18 protein-coding genes are annotated in these 18,668 nt (G+C 44.7%); 5 read left to right on the forward strand and 13 right to left on the reverse strand.

What is annotated here, in order from left to right:
* Window positions 1-291: 291 nt before the first annotated feature.
* A complete protein-coding gene (gene aprE / locus KHQ79_RS14860; RefSeq protein ID WP_225515825.1) occupies window positions 292-1,437 on the forward strand; it encodes a subtilisin AprE in 1,146 nt (381 codons plus the stop codon).
* Window positions 1,438-1,476: 39 nt separating this feature from the next.
* Here aprE and KHQ79_RS14865 read toward each other — a convergent pair whose 3' ends face one another.
* Window positions 1,477-2,769, reverse strand: a complete 1,293-nt coding sequence (locus tag KHQ79_RS14865) for a M48 family metallopeptidase (protein ID WP_003239460.1) — start codon at window positions 2,767-2,769, stop codon at window positions 1,477-1,479.
* A 149-nt stretch (window positions 2,770-2,918) separates the two neighbouring features.
* Here KHQ79_RS14865 and KHQ79_RS14870 point away from each other — a divergent pair, with 149 nt between their 5' ends.
* On the forward strand, window positions 2,919-3,314 hold the full coding sequence (locus tag KHQ79_RS14870) for a YhfM domain-containing protein (protein ID WP_032732151.1): 396 nt from the start codon (window positions 2,919-2,921) through the stop codon (window positions 3,312-3,314).
* A 48-nt stretch (window positions 3,315-3,362) separates the two neighbouring features.
* On the opposite strand, the gene lcfB is transcribed toward KHQ79_RS14870, so the two are convergent.
* From lcfB to KHQ79_RS14890, 4 genes are all read right to left on the reverse strand, one after another.
* Window positions 3,363-4,904, reverse strand: coding sequence for a long-chain-fatty-acid--CoA ligase LcfB (gene lcfB, locus KHQ79_RS14875; RefSeq protein ID WP_225515827.1), 1,542 nt, complete (start codon window positions 4,902-4,904; stop codon window positions 3,363-3,365).
* Window positions 4,905-5,021: 117 nt separating this feature from the next.
* Entirely contained in the window at window positions 5,022-5,666 is a 645-nt protein-coding gene (locus KHQ79_RS14880) for an SDR family oxidoreductase (RefSeq protein WP_225515829.1), read from the reverse strand.
* A gap of 64 nt (window positions 5,667-5,730) precedes the next feature.
* Complete coding sequence (gene lplA / locus KHQ79_RS14885) at window positions 5,731-6,726, reverse strand: lipoate--protein ligase (RefSeq protein ID WP_119913632.1); 996 nt, start codon at window positions 6,724-6,726, stop codon at window positions 5,731-5,733.
* A gap of 12 nt (window positions 6,727-6,738) precedes the next feature.
* The gene (locus KHQ79_RS14890; protein WP_225515831.1) at window positions 6,739-7,473 is read right to left on the reverse strand and encodes an MBL fold metallo-hydrolase; all 735 of its coding nucleotides are present in this window, start codon (window positions 7,471-7,473) and stop codon (window positions 6,739-6,741) included.
* A 157-nt stretch (window positions 7,474-7,630) separates the two neighbouring features.
* Here KHQ79_RS14890 and yhfH point away from each other — a divergent pair, with 157 nt between their 5' ends.
* Both yhfH and gltT read left to right on the forward strand, forming a co-directional pair.
* A complete protein-coding gene (gene yhfH, locus KHQ79_RS14895) occupies window positions 7,631-7,765 on the forward strand; it encodes a protein YhfH (RefSeq protein ID WP_003244802.1) in 135 nt (44 codons plus the stop codon).
* 270 nt (window positions 7,766-8,035) lie between these two features.
* Entirely contained in the window at window positions 8,036-9,325 is a 1,290-nt protein-coding gene (gltT, locus tag KHQ79_RS14900) for a glutamate/proton symporter GltT (RefSeq protein WP_148982657.1), read from the forward strand.
* 36 nt (window positions 9,326-9,361) lie between these two features.
* Here gltT and KHQ79_RS14905 read toward each other — a convergent pair whose 3' ends face one another.
* The 4 genes from KHQ79_RS14905 to KHQ79_RS14920 all read right to left on the reverse strand — a co-directional run bounded on the left by KHQ79_RS14905 (window position 9,362) and on the right by KHQ79_RS14920 (window position 12,014).
* The gene (locus KHQ79_RS14905; RefSeq protein WP_225515833.1) at window positions 9,362-9,769 is read right to left on the reverse strand and encodes an ASCH domain-containing protein; all 408 of its coding nucleotides are present in this window, start codon (window positions 9,767-9,769) and stop codon (window positions 9,362-9,364) included.
* A gap of 11 nt (window positions 9,770-9,780) precedes the next feature.
* Window positions 9,781-10,821, reverse strand: a complete 1,041-nt coding sequence (locus KHQ79_RS14910; RefSeq protein ID WP_225515835.1) for a M42 family metallopeptidase — start codon at window positions 10,819-10,821, stop codon at window positions 9,781-9,783.
* A gap of 134 nt (window positions 10,822-10,955) precedes the next feature.
* On the reverse strand, window positions 10,956-11,141 hold the full coding sequence (locus tag KHQ79_RS14915) for a hypothetical protein (protein WP_250648307.1): 186 nt from the start codon (window positions 11,139-11,141) through the stop codon (window positions 10,956-10,958).
* A 96-nt stretch (window positions 11,142-11,237) separates the two neighbouring features.
* On the reverse strand, window positions 11,238-12,014 hold the full coding sequence (locus KHQ79_RS14920; RefSeq protein ID WP_225515837.1) for a YhfC family intramembrane metalloprotease: 777 nt from the start codon (window positions 12,012-12,014) through the stop codon (window positions 11,238-11,240).
* Window positions 12,015-12,143: 129 nt separating this feature from the next.
* On the opposite strand from KHQ79_RS14920, the gene fabHB reads away from it, so the two are divergent.
* Window positions 12,144-13,121, forward strand: coding sequence for a beta-ketoacyl-ACP synthase III FabHB (gene fabHB, locus KHQ79_RS14925; protein WP_225515839.1), 978 nt, complete (start codon window positions 12,144-12,146; stop codon window positions 13,119-13,121).
* Window positions 13,122-13,163: 42 nt separating this feature from the next.
* Here the strand turns inward: fabHB and KHQ79_RS14930 are convergent, their stop codons facing one another.
* The 4 genes from KHQ79_RS14930 to hemH all read right to left on the reverse strand — a co-directional run bounded on the left by KHQ79_RS14930 (window position 13,164) and on the right by hemH (window position 18,645).
* A complete protein-coding gene (locus tag KHQ79_RS14930) occupies window positions 13,164-15,491 on the reverse strand; it encodes a YhgE/Pip domain-containing protein (RefSeq protein WP_225515841.1) in 2,328 nt (775 codons plus the stop codon).
* 70 nt (window positions 15,492-15,561) lie between these two features.
* Entirely contained in the window at window positions 15,562-16,137 is a 576-nt protein-coding gene (locus KHQ79_RS14935; RefSeq protein ID WP_019257956.1) for a TetR/AcrR family transcriptional regulator, read from the reverse strand.
* A gap of 148 nt (window positions 16,138-16,285) precedes the next feature.
* Window positions 16,286-17,698, reverse strand: coding sequence for a protoporphyrinogen oxidase (gene hemY / locus KHQ79_RS14940; RefSeq protein ID WP_032732155.1), 1,413 nt, complete (start codon window positions 17,696-17,698; stop codon window positions 16,286-16,288).
* A 14-nt stretch (window positions 17,699-17,712) separates the two neighbouring features.
* Window positions 17,713-18,645 carry a ferrochelatase gene (gene hemH, locus KHQ79_RS14945; RefSeq protein ID WP_225515843.1) on the reverse strand — a complete coding sequence of 311 codons (933 nt, stop codon included), beginning with the start codon at window positions 18,643-18,645 and terminating at the stop codon, window positions 17,713-17,715.
* Window positions 18,646-18,668: the final 23 nt, after the last annotated feature.

Below are 18,668 nucleotides of genomic sequence, written 5' to 3' on the forward strand. Positions count from 1 at the left end.
GATTTTTTTCGACAGGAATTTGCGGGGACTCAGGAGCATTTAACCTGAAAAAGCATGACATTTCAGCATAATGAACATTTACTCATGTCTATTTTCGTTCTTTTCTGTATAAAATTAGTTATTTCGAGTCTCTACAGAAATAGCGAGAGATGATATACCTAAATAGAGATAAAATCATCGCAAAAAAATGGGTCTACTAAAATATTATTCCATCTATTACAATAAATTAACAGAATAGTCCCTTAAGTGGGGCTACTCTGAATCTTTTTTTTAAAAAGGAGAGGGTAAAGAGTGAGAAGCAAAAAATTGTGGATCAGCTTGTTGTTTGCGTTAACGTTAATCTTTACGATGGCGTTCAGCAACTTGTCTGCGCAGGCTGCCGGAAAAAGCAGTACAGAAAAGAAATACATTGTCGGATTCAAACAGACAATGAGTGCCATGAGTTCCGCCAAGAAAAAGGATGTTATTTCTGAGAAAGGCGGAAAAGTTCAAAAGCAGTTTAAGTATGTTAACGCAGCCACAGCAACATTGGATGAAAAAGCTGTAAAAGAATTGAAACAAGATCCGAGCGTTGCATATGTGGAAGAAGATCATATTGCACATGAATATGCGCAATCTGTTCCTTACGGCATTTCTCAAATTAAAGCGCCGGCTCTTCACTCTCAAGGCTACACAGGTTCTAATGTAAAAGTAGCTGTTATCGACAGCGGAATTGACTCTTCTCATCCTGACTTAAACGTCAAAGGCGGAGCAAGCTTCGTACCTTCTGAAACAAACCCATATCAGGACGGCAGTTCTCACGGCACACATGTAGCCGGTACGATTGCCGCTCTTAATAACACAATCGGTGTTCTGGGCGTAGCGCCAAACGCATCGTTATATGCAGTAAAAGTTCTTGACTCAACAGGAAGCGGCCAATACAGCTGGATTATTAACGGCATTGAGTGGGCTATTTCCAACAATATGGATGTTATCAACATGAGCCTTGGCGGACCTTCTGGTTCAACAGCGCTGAAAACAGTAGTTGATAAAGCCGTTTCCAGCGGCATCGTTGTTGCTGCCGCTGCCGGAAACGAAGGTTCATCGGGCAGCACAAGCACAGTCGGCTACCCTGCAAAATATCCTTCTACCATTGCGGTAGGTGCGGTAAACAGCAGCAACCAAAGAGCTTCATTCTCAAGCGCAGGTTCTGAGCTTGATGTAATGGCTCCTGGCGTGTCCATCCAAAGCACACTTCCTGGAGGCACTTACGGTGCTTACAACGGAACGTCAATGGCGACTCCTCACGTTGCCGGAGCAGCAGCGTTAATTCTTTCTAAGCACCCGACTTGGACAAACGCGCAAGTCCGTGATCGTTTAGAAAGCACTGCAACATACCTTGGAAGCTCTTTCTACTATGGAAAAGGGTTAATCAATGTACAAGCAGCTGCACAATAATAGAAAAAAAGAAGCAGGTTCCTCCATACCTGCTTCTTTTTATTTGTCAGCATCCTGTTCTGAGGCAGGATGTTCTGGCGCATTCTCTTCTTTTTCCGCTCGTTGAATCCGTTCCATAATCGAAGGATGGCTGCCTCTGAATATTTTAACAAGCTCCGGAGGATTGACCTGGCTCAGTCCCGTCACGGCCAAATCCTGAAACGTTTTGACAGCGGCTTCTCTGTTTTCCGTCAGCTCGATCCCATACTGGTCAGCCTTATTCTCTTGATAACGCGAGACGGCATTAGAAAAAGGCGTGACCGCAAAGCTCAAAACGGACACCAAAAGCAATAACAGCGGCAGTGCTGCAAGGTCATGCCTTCCCTCTAAATGAAACATGCTGCGGGTAAAGCGGACCGTCCGCTTGTAAAGCTTATCAATGACATAAAATCCAGCGAGCGACACGAGCAAATAGCCGGCCAGTCCGATATAGACGTGCTTCATGACATAATGGCCCATTTCGTGGCCCATAATAAAGAGAATTTCTGAATCATCAAGTTTGTTCAGCGTTGTATCCCACAATACAATCCGTTTGTTGGCCCCAATTCCTGTGACATAGGCATTAAGCGCATTTGTTTTTTCAGACATGTTCACTTCATATACATGATTAGCCGGAATATCGGCTTCTTCTGCCAGCTCTAAAATCTTGCTTTCAAGCTCTTTGTTTTTCAGCGGATAAAAATCATTGTATAAAGGATCGATAATGACCGGCTGAATAAAAAACAGAAACAGCGAAAACGGCACAGTTAACAGCCAAGCGTATAACCACCATTTTTTTTCATGCCTTTTGATCAGCCAATAAAACACGAGAACGCAAAGCGTAAAGATCGGAAAGCTGATCCAAAAGTCTATGACCAGATCCTTAGCCCAGCTGGCCGCTGTCTGTGTAGAAATGTTATAGTCAAGCGATACTTGATAGCCTATCCAATCTAAAGGCAGTGTCACCAAAGTTGTGATCAGCGAAAGCACAAACACAAAACCAATGATCTGCAAAAACCGAAAAGGCAAGGCCGCTTCCATCCATCCCTTGATTTTCTTTGAAGCGCCGCTGACCAGCAATACAAAGAACAAAAACCAATCAAGAGGAATCCCAATAAAAAATAGAAAATTCTTTACATTCGAATACTGCTCGGCCACTGCCAATTCAGACGGCTTCATGAAAGAAGCCGGATCAGCCTGCGTCCCTTTCACGGCCTCCGGTACTGCGGAATCACCGGACAGGAAAAAATACCAATAAAAAAACAGCCCGTACAGCACGTATGCAAGCCCTGCTGCCGCAATCCACTTCCGCATAACGCCTCACTCCTCACATCAACCCGTTACTTCTATTGTAATCATAAATTCAAATTCTTAGAACCAAGCTATGCGCTCGTACTTTTCCGTCCTTTTAAGCATGGAAAGCCCGATCGCTGGGAAAACTAACAATGTTTGGAGTGATGCAAATGAAAAAAATAGTGGCAGCCATCGTGGTTATCGGTCTTGTGTTTCTTGCATTTTTCTATCTTTACAGCCGGTCAGGCGATGTGTATCAATCGGTAGACGCGGATTTGATTACGCTGTCTTCAAGCGGCCGAGAAGATATCGAGATTGAAAAAAGGCAGCACGTCAAAGACATGCTGGACATTATGAATCAGGGAAAACAGCTGAAGACAGAAAAAACATCAACCCCTGATTACGAAGGGACAATCAAGTTTCATAAAGACCGGTACGACTCATTCAGACTATGGGTTGACGGCAGCCAGCAAGCCGTTTATTTGAAGGACGGCACATACTACAAATTAAGTAAACGCGATACAAAGGCGCTGCTAAACATTATTAAAAAAGAAGCAAAGGATTAAAAATGAAAAAGCGAAGCTCCGCCGCTTCGCTTTTTCATTTTTTTCATATTATTGAGGCAAAATATCTCTCAGCGCCCGTCTGAGCAATTTCCCTGTCGCATTTTTCGGAATGTCGTCAAGAAACGTAATGGCAGCAGGCCGTTTGTATTTTGCCAGATGTTTTTCACAATGCTGCATGATGTCCGTTTCTGTTACACCAGAGCATTTCGGTACAACATATCCCTTTACCGCTTCCCCGCTTTGAGGGTCCGGCACGCCGATGACAACCGCCTCCTTGACATCCGGGTGGCTGTACAGCACTTCCTCCACCTCACGCGGATACACGTTGTATCCTCCTACAATGATCATGTCTTTTTTCCGGTCAACAATGTAAAAATAGCCGTCCTCATCCCGTCTTGCCAAGTCCCCTGTATAAAGCCATCCGTCTTTTAACGCATGCTTTGTTTCCATCGGCATTTTATAATAGCCTTTCATTACATTAGGACCTTTCACGATCAATTCACCGACCTGGTGATCGGGCAGCTCGCGTCCGAGCGGATCTACGACCTTGTTTTCGACATGTAAGATACTTGTCCCGATAGAGCCCGGTTTTCTGCCCCTGTCGAACGGGTTAAAGCACGTGACGGGTGATGCTTCCGAGAGCCCGTAGCCTTCCAAAATGGTAACGCCGAATTTTTCTTCAAACGCCGTCAGCAGTGCGACTGGCATGGCCGCGCCTCCTGAAATGCACAGCCGAATGGAAGAAAAATCATCTTTCTTTCCGTTTTCATGCTGAAACAAGTAATTATACATCGTAGGCACACCGGCAAAAATGGTCGCCTGCCTCTCTTTAACAAGCTTAAAAACAGATGCCGGACTGAATTGAGGTTCAATCAAGACAGTTGCGCCGCTCATCAGCGGAGCATTCATACAGACGGTTAAACAAAACACGTGAAACATAGGAAGAGCGCAGACCACATTGTCCTTCTCATCCATTCCCAAATAGCCGGCGACATCGTTGGCATTGCTGTACAAATTCTGATGGGTCAGCATTGCGCCTTTCGGTTTTCCGGTTGTTCCTGACGTATATAAAATAACCGCGGTATCATCAGGGACAAGCTCTGGCCTTTGTTTAGCGACAGATGTCGGACGCAATATTTTTGCAAACGTTGTCAATTTCATTCTGACCTCTGGGTCTGAAGCTTCCGGCTCAGCCTCTCCCGTCTGGCATAAAATGACGAGCTCAACCTTCGGCAGCGATTCATGCATGCTTTCATAAAGCGGCAAAAGCTGATCAACGCCCACAATCGCTTTTACATCGCCATTTGTCAGCATATAACCGATTTCTGTCGGCGTGTACATCGGATTGATGGGTACAGCCACAATTCCGGCCTTTAACGCACCAAAAAACGCGATGATAAAATCCGGCGAATTGCCAAGCAGTAAAGCAAGATGGTCCCCTTTCTCCATACCGGCTTCCTGAAGGCCGTCCGCAAATCGCTGAATGCTTTCATTCAGCTCTTGATACGTCATCATGTGATCCTTAAACCTGCATGCGATGCTGTCGGGCTTCTCAGATGCTGTCTCTTCCAATTTCGAAACGAGATTCATTCTCCCACCCCTTAAAGTGAATGAACAGTCATTCATTATTGAAGATAAGCTTTCCCCTTCATTATAGAGAAACAGAAAAAAACACTCAAGAGCAAAAAGCCCCGAGTGTCCGTACTGTTATAGTTTCTTCAATGCTTCGGTAATCGGCGTATCTCCTTCTGTCAAATCAAAGGCCCGATTTTCCGTATTGGTTTCATCCAAAGAAGCAATGACCGTTTTCGCAACGTCATCACGGGAAATAGATCGTCGTTCCAGATCCTTCGCTGCTGATACAGTTCCCGTTCCAGGCTCATTGCGAAGACCCCCCGGACGGATAATCGTATAGGTTAAGCCGCTGGATTCGAGAATTTTATCAGCGTAATGCTTGGCCACATAATAAGGTTTAAGTGATTCATTCCAATTATCACGGTTGTGGGCTTGCAGGGCGCTGACCATGATAAACCGTTTGATTCCGGCGATGTCCGCAGCTTCCATTGCTTTTGCCGCTCCGTCAAGATCCACCAGCAGCGTTTTATCATAACCTGTGCTGCCGCCTGAACCGGCTGTGAAAATGATCGCGTCACAGCCTCTTGCCGCCGCGGCGATTTCTTCCGGGCTGCCCTCCAGATTCGCAAGCACAGCTTCTGCACCGGAAGCTTCGAGAGACGCTTTCTGTTCTTCTTTTCTGACCATCGCTCTGACGGAATGATCAGGATTGTCTTGGAATAAAGAAACGAGTCTTTGACCGATTTGTCCGTTCGCTCCGATTAAAAACACTTTCATGTGAATCCCTCCTGCCTCCATTATTTCAAAAACACAATCGCTCTTTCAAACAATGTGTTTTGCCTTAATAAATCAGATCAAGGAAATCCTCTTTCGTAATGTTCCCAAAGTAATGCTTGAGATTCACATCATCCAGCACATCAGCGATAACGCTGCGTTCATATTGTTTTCCGACCAGCAGGTTTTCAATTTCAGATACATCACCGACACCGAAGAAATCTCCGAAGATTTTGCAGTCCTCAATTTTGCCTTTCTTGACTTCCAGTCGCAGATCAATCGACCCGATCGGATAGCGTTTCGAATGATTAAGGTTAAATTTCGGTGAGCGTCCGTAGTTCCAATCCCAATTCTGATAGCGCTCTTTTGAAATTTGATGGATGACCTCCCAATCTTTTTCCGTCAGCTTATACTCCGGCACATTTTGAATGTCATTTGTGTTAAAAATATGGCGAAGCAAATGGCTGCGGAATTCTTCCGTGGTCATTTTATCGTCAAGAAACTCACTGATGTTTGCCACACGGCTTCTGATTGACTTGATCCCTTTTGATTCAATTTTATCCTTTTTCACCTTTAATGCTGACACAACATGATCAATGGCTGAATCAAACATGAGAGTGCCGTGGCTGAAAATGCGTCCTTTTGTCGCAAACTGGGCGTTTCCGGATATTTTCCGGCCATCTACGACAATGTCGTTCCGGCCGCTCAATTCCGCTTCAACCCCGAGCTGGTGCAAAGCCTGGATCACCGGCTCAGTGAACTTTTTAAAGTTATGAAAGCTGTCTCCGTCATCCTTTGTGATAAAGCTGAAGTTCAAATTCCCCAGATCATGATACACAGCGCCTCCGCCTGATAAACGGCGGACGACGATAATTCCGTTTTCCTCTACATATTTTGTATTGATTTCTTCTATCGTATTTTGGTTTTTCCCAATGATAATAGACGGCTGATTCACGTAAAAGAGCAAATACGGCTGTTCTGGGTTTAAATGCTTTACACAGTACTCCTCGATAGCAAGATTGATCCTCGGATCATTGATGTTTTGATTGTCTATAAATAACATGGTGCTCCTCCTTTATCCTTCCCACACAAAACCTGATTTCGCAATATTCACTTCGCCGTTAAAAACGGTTTTCGCTTCTTTGCGAAGATTGTCATGCACGCCGAAATGCGGCAAATGCGTCAGCAGCAGCTCTCCCGCTCCCGCTTCTTTTGCAATTCGCCCAGCTTCCAGGCTGTTCATATGGCCTGCGCTTGTCCCGTCTTGATCGGCATAAAAATTGCATTCTGAGATCAACAAATCGGCATTTTTCGAAAACGGAATAAATGAATCCTGATAGCTGGAATCAGCGGTATATACGACAGTATGGCTGCCATCCGTAATCCGCATGGCATAGCACGTCACCGGGTGAATTGTTTTTAAAAAGGTGATCGTAAACGGACCGACAGTCAGCGGCTGATCCGGCTGATAAGCAATCCCTTTTGTATGTGTTTTATATGTAAGCTTTTGAAACTGTTCTATATCAGCATCATGTCCGTAAATCGGAAGCGTGTGCTCTCCTTTGCCGAGAAACGAACCGACTTGCTTGGCAAATTGCAGCGGCCCGATGTCAGCGATATGGTCATGGTGATAATGAGACAGAACCACCGCATCCAGCTTTTCCGCCGGCACATATCCGAACAGCTTAGATAATACGGCACTGCCGCAATCGACAAGCAAAGAGTAATCACCTGACTGAAACAAATAGCCCGACGTCGCTTCATTTGCGGCCGGAAAACCGCCATAGCATCCGATAACTGTAAATTTCATAATGTCCTCCTATCTTTTCAAGAAAATTGATCCTCCTTCAATATACCCATTTTTCTTAAAAAAAGCATGTTTTAAACATTGTATCAAAACAGTTATTGATTTTTATAATCTGTTATATTACAATGAAAACACCACAAAGGGGAAAGAGGGATTGGTTATGCTCGGAAAAATCACAGAATTTTTTAGAAACCTGCCTTCGAAAAAGTGCGCGGAATGTGGAAAAAAGATAGAAGAGCAGCATGAGTGTTATGGTAATATCTGCAATGACTGTATAAAAGTAAACGATTTGTAATGAGCGAAAATCCCGCGCATCACGCGCGGGATTTTCTTGATTTTTCTCATATCTCTTTATTTTGAAATAATAGTCTTGTTGGGTCAAAGCTCACCTGTTTTTAGATAATTCTGGTGTTTCACGCCATATTTTTGAATATTCTTCATTTTCAAAATATAATTTACTATAGACGAATTCGATTCTTATCTATTATAATTTGATCTAATAGTGAGATTAAATATATGTCTATTCATGATATATGTTGATACTTTGTTTTTTGGGAGGTAATCTATGAAAAGAATTAAGTTTGGATTAGCCACACAAATATTCGTTGGACTTATTCTAGGTGTCATTGTTGGCGTTATTTGGTATGGCAACCCAGAATTGCCTACTTACCTGCAGCCAATCGGGGATCTCTTTTTACGCTTAATCAAAATGATAGTGATTCCTATTGTTGTCTCCAGCTTAATCATCGGTGTAGCCGGTGCAGGAAATGGAAAGCAAGTCGGTAAATTAGGCTTCAGAACGATTCTGTACTTCGAGATTATTACGACTTTCGCCATTATTCTCGGACTAGCCCTTGCAAACATCTTCCATCCGGGTACAGGAGTTAATATACACGAAGCTCAAAAAACGGACATCAGTCAATATGTTGAAACTGAAAAAGAACAAAGCAATAAATCAGTGGCGGAAACGTTCCTGCATATTGTGCCAACAAACTTCTTTCAATCCTTGGTTGAAGGGGATCTTCTTGCCATCATCTGTTTTACAGTGCTATTTGCATTGGGAATTTCAGCGATCGGCGAACGGGGCAAGCCTGTATTAGCCTTTTTCGAAGGTGTATCCCATGCCATGTTCCACGTTGTAAACCTTGTGATGAAAGTAGCACCACTCGGCGTTTTCGCCCTTATCGGAGTGACTGTGTCTAAATTTGGACTCGGTTCTCTACTCTCTCTTGGAAAGCTCGTCGGATTGGTTTATGTTGCGCTTGCTTTCTTCTTAATTGTTATTTTCGGGATTGTCGGAAAAATTGCCGGGATCAGCATCTTCAAATTCCTTGCTTACATGAAGGACGAAATTTTACTGGCGTTCAGTACGTCCAGCTCTGAAACGGTTCTTCCTCGCATCATGGAAAAAATGGAGAAAATCGGCTGCCCGAAAGGCATTGTTTCATTTGTTATTCCGATCGGATATACGTTTAACTTAGACGGTTCCGTTCTCTATCAATCTATTGCAGCGCTGTTTTTGGCACAGGTTTACCACATTGATCTGTCTCTTTGGCAACAAATTACGTTAGTACTTGTGTTAATGGTGACATCTAAAGGGATGGCTGCCGTTCCAGGAACATCTTTTGTCGTCTTGCTTGCAACACTAAGCACTATCGGCGTTCCGGCTGAAGGACTTGCCTTTATTGCCGGCGTAGACCGCATTATGGACATGGCACGTACAGTTGTCAACCTGACTGGTAACGCGCTTGCTGCCGTTGTTATGTCTAAATGGGAAGGCATGTTTAATCCTGCGAAAGCAGAAACGGTCATGTCTCAAGCAAAAGCAGATCAAAATGCAACCATTTCCGGTTAATGAAAAGCCTGCGGGGTTCTTGCCCCGCAGGCTTTTTTAATCTTTAACAAGCTCAAACAGCTCTGTAATCAAAACAGTATCCTCATTCAGCTCCAGTTCACCGTTTTTGATCAGTTCCGCCCATGCCAACCGATGGTCCTCCTGAAACTCATCAATTCGATCTCCATTGCCCTCTCCTTTGACTAACCTCATATCAGGCGCTCCAAAGGTCGTTTCAAACACATCTGTCACTTTTATATTGCATCTCGGTTTGTCATGTTTATCATAAACGGTAACAAGCTGCCCCGCTGTTTGATACACGTCACTCAATTCATCTTTTGAATATAATGATTTCGGCGCGCACGTGGCTGTTTTTTCTCCGGCGAGGATTTGCTGAATCAGCTGTTCCCCCAAGCCGTCATCACCTTCCCAGCCGAATGTGCTTTTGAGCTCATAAATCTTCATTCGCCTTCCCCTTAAACCATTGGTGACTGTACATAATAGTACAGAAGCTTAGCCGTATGGCGAAGAGATGATTTATGGGTGCGTTCATATGCATGCGAAGCGTCAATTCCCGGCCCGATGAGGCCATGCACAATATCATGCCCGGATTTGATCGCAGCTGACGCATCAGACCCGTAGTACGGATAAATATCAAGCTTGTAGTCGATATGATGCTTCTCGGCTAAATGGACTAAATGCTTTCTAAGCTGATAACGATACGGCCCGCTCGCATCCTTCACACAGATTGATACTGAATATTCATCTGTCGCCTGCCCGTCTCCGATAGCACCCATATCAACCGCCAGATATTCGACTGTTTCAGGAGGAATATTCGAGTTCCCGCCGTATCCGATCTCTTCATTATTTGAAATGAGAAAATGAGTTGTATACGGCAATTCAATGTCTTCTGTTTGAATCTGATGAATTAAGCGGAGCAATAAGGCGACGCTTGCTTTGTCATCCAAATGGCGCGATTTAATAAATCCGCTTGATGTGATCTCGACACGGGGATCAAACGACACAAAATCTCCGACGCCAATGCCAAGCTCTTCCGTATCTTTCCGGCAGTGAACAGGTTCATCGAGGCGGATCTCCATATTCTCTTGATTCCGCTCAGCTTTACCCGCGTCTTTGTATACGTGCACAGACGTTTGATGCATTAAAATTGTTCCTGTATATGTTTTTCCCGAGGCGGTTTCAATTTGGCAATACTCCCCCTCAATCGAGTTGTAGCGGAACCCGCCGATCAAATCGATTTTCAGCCGGCCGTCAGCTTTAATTTCTTTTACCATAGCGCCGAGGGTGTCAACGTGCGCCGTCAGCATGCGGTGCCGGGATGTATCGCGTCCGGGAAGCGTTGCAATTAAGCCGCCCTTATGGTTCCGAACCGTTCCTACCTTCCATTCTTTTAAAAGGCTTTCAATATAATTGATCAGCTCATATGTATTTCCTGTCGGGCTTGGGATCGATACAAGTTCTTTAATGAGCTCCATCGTTTTACGTACGGACGTCATAGGACATTCCTCCTTTTATTTTTCTATTTAAAATATACTCTTTTCCCGAGGGACCCGTCCAATCTTTTCCTATCAATCTCTCATATGCTGTAGAGAGCATGGGAAGAGGAGGGATATCTATGTGCTGTCGTCATTCACATGAACAGAAATGTCGTTGTCACGATTGGTTCGATGATTTTTGGTTCTTTGACGAGTGGTTCGATAAAGATTTCCACGACCATTGCAAGAAAAAGAAAGAATGCCATGACCCTTGCGAGAAGAAGAAGAAAAAGAAACACCATTGTTTCTCTTGTAAAAAACACAGACACTCTTGCTGTCATTGCTAAAGACTGAATCAGAAATATTCTGATGACCCATGCTTAATGAATATTTCCATTCACATTTTTCCAAGCGGGCATTACTGCTGCTTGGACCTTTTATTGAAACAGCCTTTTTGCTTTTACAATCCAATAAACTGATACGGCCGCTATCAGAGCAACAATGATTTCAACAGCAGCAGCATGTTCTATGATTCTTTTTTGGTATAAAACCGCCGGTACATTAAACAGCGCATGTAAAAGAATAGAATACAGCAAAAACAGCGGCCGGCGGTTTTTAACCGCATACAGGACAAGCAGCGACAGCCCGATCTGGACAGCAATCGCACTGATTCTTTCAATTCCGCCCAGCAGCCACTCATACGAAGGAGTATGCAGCAGCTGTTCCTGAATCGGCAAAAGTGCCTGTTTGATGTCGTCATTGATCAAAAGCTGTTCAAACGTTCCGCTATTGATCGCAAACGCATATACAATAAGCGAGATAGAGGACAAGCCTGTAATCAGGATGGCCTCAAGCCCGCCATGTCCTGCTCCGAAAGCCAAGCCATTCGCCCAAGTATGATGGCGCTTCATAAAAAATCGCATCATAATATACCGCCCGCACTCCTCAAAAATTCCGGCCATCAAGCACCCGTAAATGCCATACCATAATGGATGTTGCATCGCTTCTTTCGTCATTTCATTCACTTGCAGTACATAAACATGAACGCTGCCCTCCAGCAGCTGGGCAAAGACAAAAAACGTGAGAGCGCCAATAAAAAACACCTTAAGCGATGCGCCATACTTTCGCTTAAACCATACAATCAGTCCGATCGGCAACAAAAACGCAATAGCCCCGGATACCGCCATAAGGACTACTGCTCCTTGACTGACCATTTTTCAGCCTCCTTTATCTATTTCATAGATTCCCTATTTCACAATTTCTCTTTTTTTATGAAAAACCCTTCTTTTTAGTACCAGATACTAATATCTAGTGTTATAATCTGACCATAAGGAGTGATTCATATGTCAAAAGCAAAAATTACAGCTATCGGCACCTATGCACCGAGCAGACGCTTAACAAATGCAGATTTAGAAAAGATCGTTGATACGTCTGATGAATGGATAGTTCAGCGCACCGGAATGAGAGAACGCCGGATTGCGGATGAGCAGCAGTTTACCTCTGATTTATGCATAGAAGCGGTGAAAGATCTCAAGAGCCGTTATGAAGGAACGCTTGATGACGTGGATATGATCCTCGTTGCCACAACAACATCAGATTACGCCTTTCCGAGTACTGCATGCCGTGTGCAGGAATATTTCGGCTGGGAAAACACCGGCGCCCTGGATATTAATGCGACGTGCGCCGGGCTGACATACGGCCTTCATTTGGCAAACGGATTGATCACATCCGGCCTTCATCAAAAAATTCTCGTCATCGCAGGGGAGACATTGTCAAAGGTAACGGATTATACGGACCGAACGACATGCGTTCTGTTTGGCGACGCAGCGGGTGCACTGTTGGTAGAACGAGACGAAGAGACACCTGGATTTCTTGCGTCTGTCCAAGGAACAAGCGGGAACGGCGGCGATATTTTGTACCGTGCCGCACTGCGGAATGAACTAAACGGGATGCCGCTTGCTGGTTCCGGTAAAATGGTCCAAAACGGCCGCGAAGTGTATAAATGGGCAGCAAGAACCGTTCCCCGCGAATTTGAACGCCTTTTACATCAAGCAGGGCTGACAAGCGGCGAGCTTGATTGGTTTGTCCCTCACAGCGCCAACTTGCGCATGATCGAGTCGATTTGTGAAAAAACACCGTTCCCTATCGAAAAAACGCTCACCAGTGTCGAATACTTTGGCAACACGTCTTCTGTTTCGATTGTTTTGGCGCTAGATCTCGCAGTGAAAGCCGGGAAGCTGAAAAAAGATCAAACTGTGATGCTTTTCGGATTTGGCGGCGGTTTAACCTATACAGGATTGCTTGTCAAATGGGGAATGTAATAAAAAAAGAACTTGTTTCCAAGGAAACAAGTTCTTTTTTTATTATGAAGCCGGCTGTTCTTCTGATGTTTCTTCCTTCCGGCTTAAAATCGTAAAGTAAGTAATGCTGAGCAAAATCATAACAAGGGCGATACCGATTAAGACGCCGGCCATTTGCCACATGTAGCCAAAATCCCCGTTTGAAATGACCGCTCTGAATCCGTTAATGCTGTAGGTCATCGGCAATGCGCCGTGGATGACCTGATAGAAATTCGGAAGCAATTCAAGCGGGAAGGTTCCTCCGCTCGCTCCCAGCTGCAGCACTAAAATAATGACTGCGATAAATCGTCCCGGGTTGCCCATCGTTGTTGCCAAAAATTGAATCATCGCTAGGAAAGCGAGACTCGTAATGATCGTAAACACGTAAAATCTCCACGTGCTCTCAACCTCGAGCCCAATTCCCAGAAGAAGAACCGTCGCCACAATCAGCGATTGAATAATTCCAACGAGCATCATGACATTGAATTTGCTGAAGAACCACTCAAAACCGTTTCTCGGACGTCCTGACGCTTCCTTAAGCGGGAAGACAACCGTCAGCATGATGCCTCCGACATACAAGCCCATTGACAGGATATAAGGTGTCAGCCCTGTTCCGTAGTTAGGAACGGAATGAATGGCGTCATCATTGGTTTTCACCGGATCGGCAAACATGCCGTATGTTTGATCGTCAGCATCGATATCTCCTGTTTGATCTGCCGCATCCTTCAGCTTACTAGACAGCTCTCCTGTACCATCCAATAGCTTGCCTAAACCTGTATCAAGTGACGCAGACCCGTCTGCAAGTTTTGATGATCCGCTTTGAACCTGTTTAGACCCGTCTAACAGTTTAAACAAGCCCCCGGATACTTGGCTGCTTCCTGTTACCAATTGCTCTGAGCCCGCTTTTGCTTTTGCAAACTGCTTATTATATTCACCGATACCGGCTGTCAATTTATTTTGGCCATCTGTCAACTGCTGTGAAGCATTGTATAGCTTCTCAGATCCAGCAGTTAATTTGTCAATCGCGTCTTGAGTAGCTTTTGCGCCGTTATAAAGCTTAGAGGTAGCTTCCGGCAATGCCTTCACCTGTGCAACCTCCACTTTCACATCTTCCAATGAGCTTTTTATCGTTGCAATGTCAGGCAGCTGATCAGCTGCAGGAAGCTGGCTTAGCATTTGATCAAAATCAGGTGCATCAACTTTCGGAAGCTGCTTTTCAACAGAATTGATCAGCTGGCTTTTTTGCTCCGCTGTTAAGAAATCACTCGAGTTGATGAGATTTTTAAATGCCTGATCTCGGTTTTTCAAACTGTTTTCAAAGTCAGACAGCTGTTTTTTAAATTCCTTCATCGCAGTTTCTGACTTTTCCAGGTTGTTCACAGCTGTTTCAAGCTGTGTTAAATCGAGCGCATTTATGAGTTTTTCCGCTTTTGCTGCTTTTTCCGACTCTTCTTGCGCTTTACTGTTGAGCTGATCCAGCCCGTTTGTCAGATTAGGCAAGCCCTGCTGCACCTTTTGAAGGCCGGCATTCAGTTCATTTAGCTTGCCCGTTATCTTGCCTGATCCTGCTGCAAGCTGACCAGATTTATCATAAATCTGGTTGCTGCTGTCCTGGAATTTACCGAGCGAGCTGTCAAGCGATTGGATGCCGCTCGTCACCTGAGCCGCTCCATCTGCAAGCTGCGCTGTTTTGTCACTGATGGTAGCTGTGCTTTCCTTCAGCTTCGCAAGATTTTCTTTCAGCTGGGCGCTTCCGTTTTTCGCATCCTTTGTGCCATCATCAATTTTTTTCGCTCCGCTGCTCGCGTCGCTCAAACCTTTGGCGATATCTTTAAAGTTATCAAAAATGACTTTCGTATATTGCTCGGTCACTTCTTTCGAAACAGAGGCTTTCAGTTTATCAATCGCTTTTTCACCGATCGTTGCCCCTACATAGTTTGAACCGGCATTCGTATGGTATTTCAGATCGAGCTTTTTCGGATTTTTGTCCAATACAGTGCTGGCATTCTTAGAAAAATCCTCAGGAATCTCGACAACTAAATAGTATTTTTGATTTAATAAGTCCTTTAATGATTGGTCGAGATCACTGGAAAAATGCCAATCAAAGTTTTTATTATCCTTTAATTCTTTGACCAGGTCATCACCAATTTGAAGCTTTTCTCCTTCATACGTTGCTCCTTTATCTTGATTGACGACAACGACAGGCAGCTGGTCAACCGTGCCGTATGGGTCCCAATAAGCCTTTAAGAACACGCCGCTGTAAATAAGCGGGACAAACAAAATGGCAATGATGGGAATTAATAATTTTTTACTCGTTACGATGTCTTTCCACTGACTTCGTATTGCGTTCATCCTGATGCCTCCATTCTAAAACTGACTCATCATGAAAAATGGTCATTTTCTTGCAAAGAGAAAGGATTATCTAGTTAGCTGACAATCCTTTGACAACATACAATTCAAGCAGTTCCGCAATCGTCTCTTTATCGAGCGGGGGATGCTGTTTTTCCCAATCAAAAATGAGCGCGATATAAAGCTTCAGCATCACAAAAGCTGTCAGTTCAGGGTCGCACGGCTTGATTGCACCGTTCTTGATCCCGTCTTCAATCTTATTTTTGATATAAGACAGAATGCCTCGCTCCATTTTTTGGATCACTTCCTGAACTGCCATTGTACCAATCTCAGCATTTTCTTGAAAAATTTTAATCGTCAGCTGATGTGTTTTCCTGAACTCCAGAATGGCAAACAGCGCTCTGTGCACATTTTCATGGAATGGAAGGTTCGGCTCCATCGCTTCGTCCGCTTTTTGTTTCATTTCCTTCAATAAAGTAGTGAAAATCTCGTCAAACAGCTCTTCTTTGTTTTTGAAAAAAGTATAGATGGTTCCCTTCCCCACGTTCGCAAGCTTTGCCACAAGATCCATTGTCGTCGCTTTATACCCGAACTGCGTAAAAGACTTTGTGGCCGCCTCCAAAATGAGCTTTTTTCGATCTATTGACATTGTATTCACCTCGAAACTGACTGTTTGAACATTTTAGTCATTAAGTACATATGCAAATGTATCATAACCTGCTAATCAATTCAATCATTTTTTTACTCAATATTGCCATTGCACAATAAAAAAAACCTCCGCCATACAGCGGAGGTTTTTAACTGAATAAATAGGTAAGCGCGTCAGACACGGCAGCTTTTCCTTGATCAATGCAGTCGGGAATACCGACACCTTCAAAAGAAGCGCCTGTCATGTAGACACCCGGATATGCGGAGGCCAGTGATTCTCGCAGCTCCTTGATACGCTGCTTATGGCCGACATGGTACTGCGGCATGCTTTCATGCCAGCGCGTGACACATGTCATTTCCGGCTCCCCGTTTATGTTCATGACTTTCTTTAAGTCTTCTAACACAATGTTGATAATGTCGTTATCTGAGAGATCGACAATGGATTCGTCTCCGGCTTTTCCGACATATGCCCGAAGCAGCGTTTTGCCTTCCGGCGCTGCGTGCGGCCATTTTTTGTTTGTCCACGTACAGGCTGTGATCGCGAAATCGCTGTTTCTTGAAATGACAAAGCCCGTCCCCTCATGCTCCATTTGGACAGCGCCTTCAGGGAAGCCCAAGGCGACATTTGCTACGGATGTAGAGTGCATATTTTTCAAATGAGAAATCGCAGGAAGCTCAGAAAGCATTCCCGCAGCCGCTTTATGCGGAGCAGTCATAATCACTGATTCAGCATCAAGTGTGACGCCGTTATCCAGATCAAGCGAGTAGCCAGTGCCGCCGCGGCTGATCTTGGTCACTTTTGTGCCTTTGTACACCTTCGTCAGCTTTAATTGCTTTTCAATCTCTTCTACAAGGGTCTGCAAACCGGTTGTCAGTGTCTGAAACTGCCCTTGTTTTTTAGCCGTCAGCTGCTGGCCGGAGCCTTGAGGCCTTGTTTTTTTCATGCCGAGGATCAGGCTTCTGTGCTTTTGTTCCGTCTGGTAAAATTGCGGGAATGTCGACATCAGGCTGAGTTTATCAATGTCGCCTGCGTAGATGCCTGATAGGAGCGGCTCGATTAAATTCTCGACCACTTCATCTCCGACACGTCTGCGGAAAAATTCTCCCAATGACTGGTCGTCTTTTGATTTGCTTGCAGGCAGGATGAAATCCATAGCGGCTCTTGCCTTCCCAGACAAAGAAAACAGGCCGGTTGAAACGAACGGCGCAATTTTTGTCGGGATCCCCATCACGGCACCCTTTGGCATCGGATGCAGGGTGCGGTTTACAAGCACATAGGATTGTCCGGTCGCATTGTTGACAAGCAAATGCTCAAGCCCTACATCTTTGACAAGCTGCGGAGCGCTTTTCTTCCGTTCCAGAAATGAGTCAGGCCCTCTTTCGATGATATAGCCGTCTTTCTTGACAGTCTGGATTTTTCCGCCGACTCTCGGGCTTGCCTCAACAAGTGTCAGCTCAAGCGGCAGATTTTTTTCTTCGATTTCTTTTTCCATATAGAAGGCGGCGGCTAAACCGGTAATGCCGCCGCCGATGATGACTACATGTTTTTTGCCGTCATTCATGTTCATCGCCTTCTTTAACGTCCTAATTTTTTTAATACAACTGTTGCTAATGCGTCAATAAATTCCGGCTTTGCATTCGGCATTTCCGGGCGGTAATAGCTTGCGCCGATATCGTCAGTAACCACTTTGCATTCATAATCATTATCATAAAGCACTTCTAAATGATCCGCGACAAATCCGACAGGGACATATACAAATGCCTGATAGCCTTTTTGTTCGAATAAATCACGTGTTAAATCCTGCACATCAGGTCCGAGCCAAGGATCAGGCGTGTTCCCTTCACTTTGCCAGCCGACCGCATATTCGGAAACGCCTGCGCCTTCAGCAATCAATTTCGCCGATTCATGAAGCTGATCCGGGTACGGGTCTCCAAATTCTTTGATTTTTTCCGGCAGGCTGTGTGCGGATACGATGAGCATCGCGTTTTTTCTTTCATCCTCAGGCATTGACGCATATGTTTCCTTCACTCGGTCAACCCAGTATTTCACGAACTTCGGTTCATCGTACCAGCTTTCAACAGACGTAATCGTTAAGCCGCCAAGTTTTTCAGCCTCTTCTTTGGCACGTTTGTTGTAGGACTGCACGCTGAACGTGGAGAAATGCGGTGCCAGCACGATGCTGACTGCTTCTGTAATGCCGTCCTTATGCATCTCGGCCACAGCGTCTTCAATAAACGGCTCGATATGCTTCAGCCCGATATACGCTTTAAATGTAATCTCGTCCTGAATCTCATTTAAGTGCTGTTCAAGCTTGTGCGCTTGCTCTTCTGTGATTTTTGCAAGCGGTGAAATGCCGCCAATTGCTTCGTATCTGTCTTTCAAATCTTGAAGCATTTCAGGCTCAGGCTTTCTGCCTCTTCTGATATGTGTATAATAACGCTCGATATCTTCTTCTTTATAAGGCGTGCCGTACGCCATAACGAGAAGCCCCATTTTCTTTATACTCACTGTTTACACCCTCTTTAATGATC

Origin of the sequence: Bacillus sp. TSO22 (assembly GCF_020223595.1) — a bacterium.
Taxonomy (GTDB): domain Bacteria; phylum Bacillota; class Bacilli; order Bacillales; family Bacillaceae; genus Bacillus; species Bacillus inaquosorum.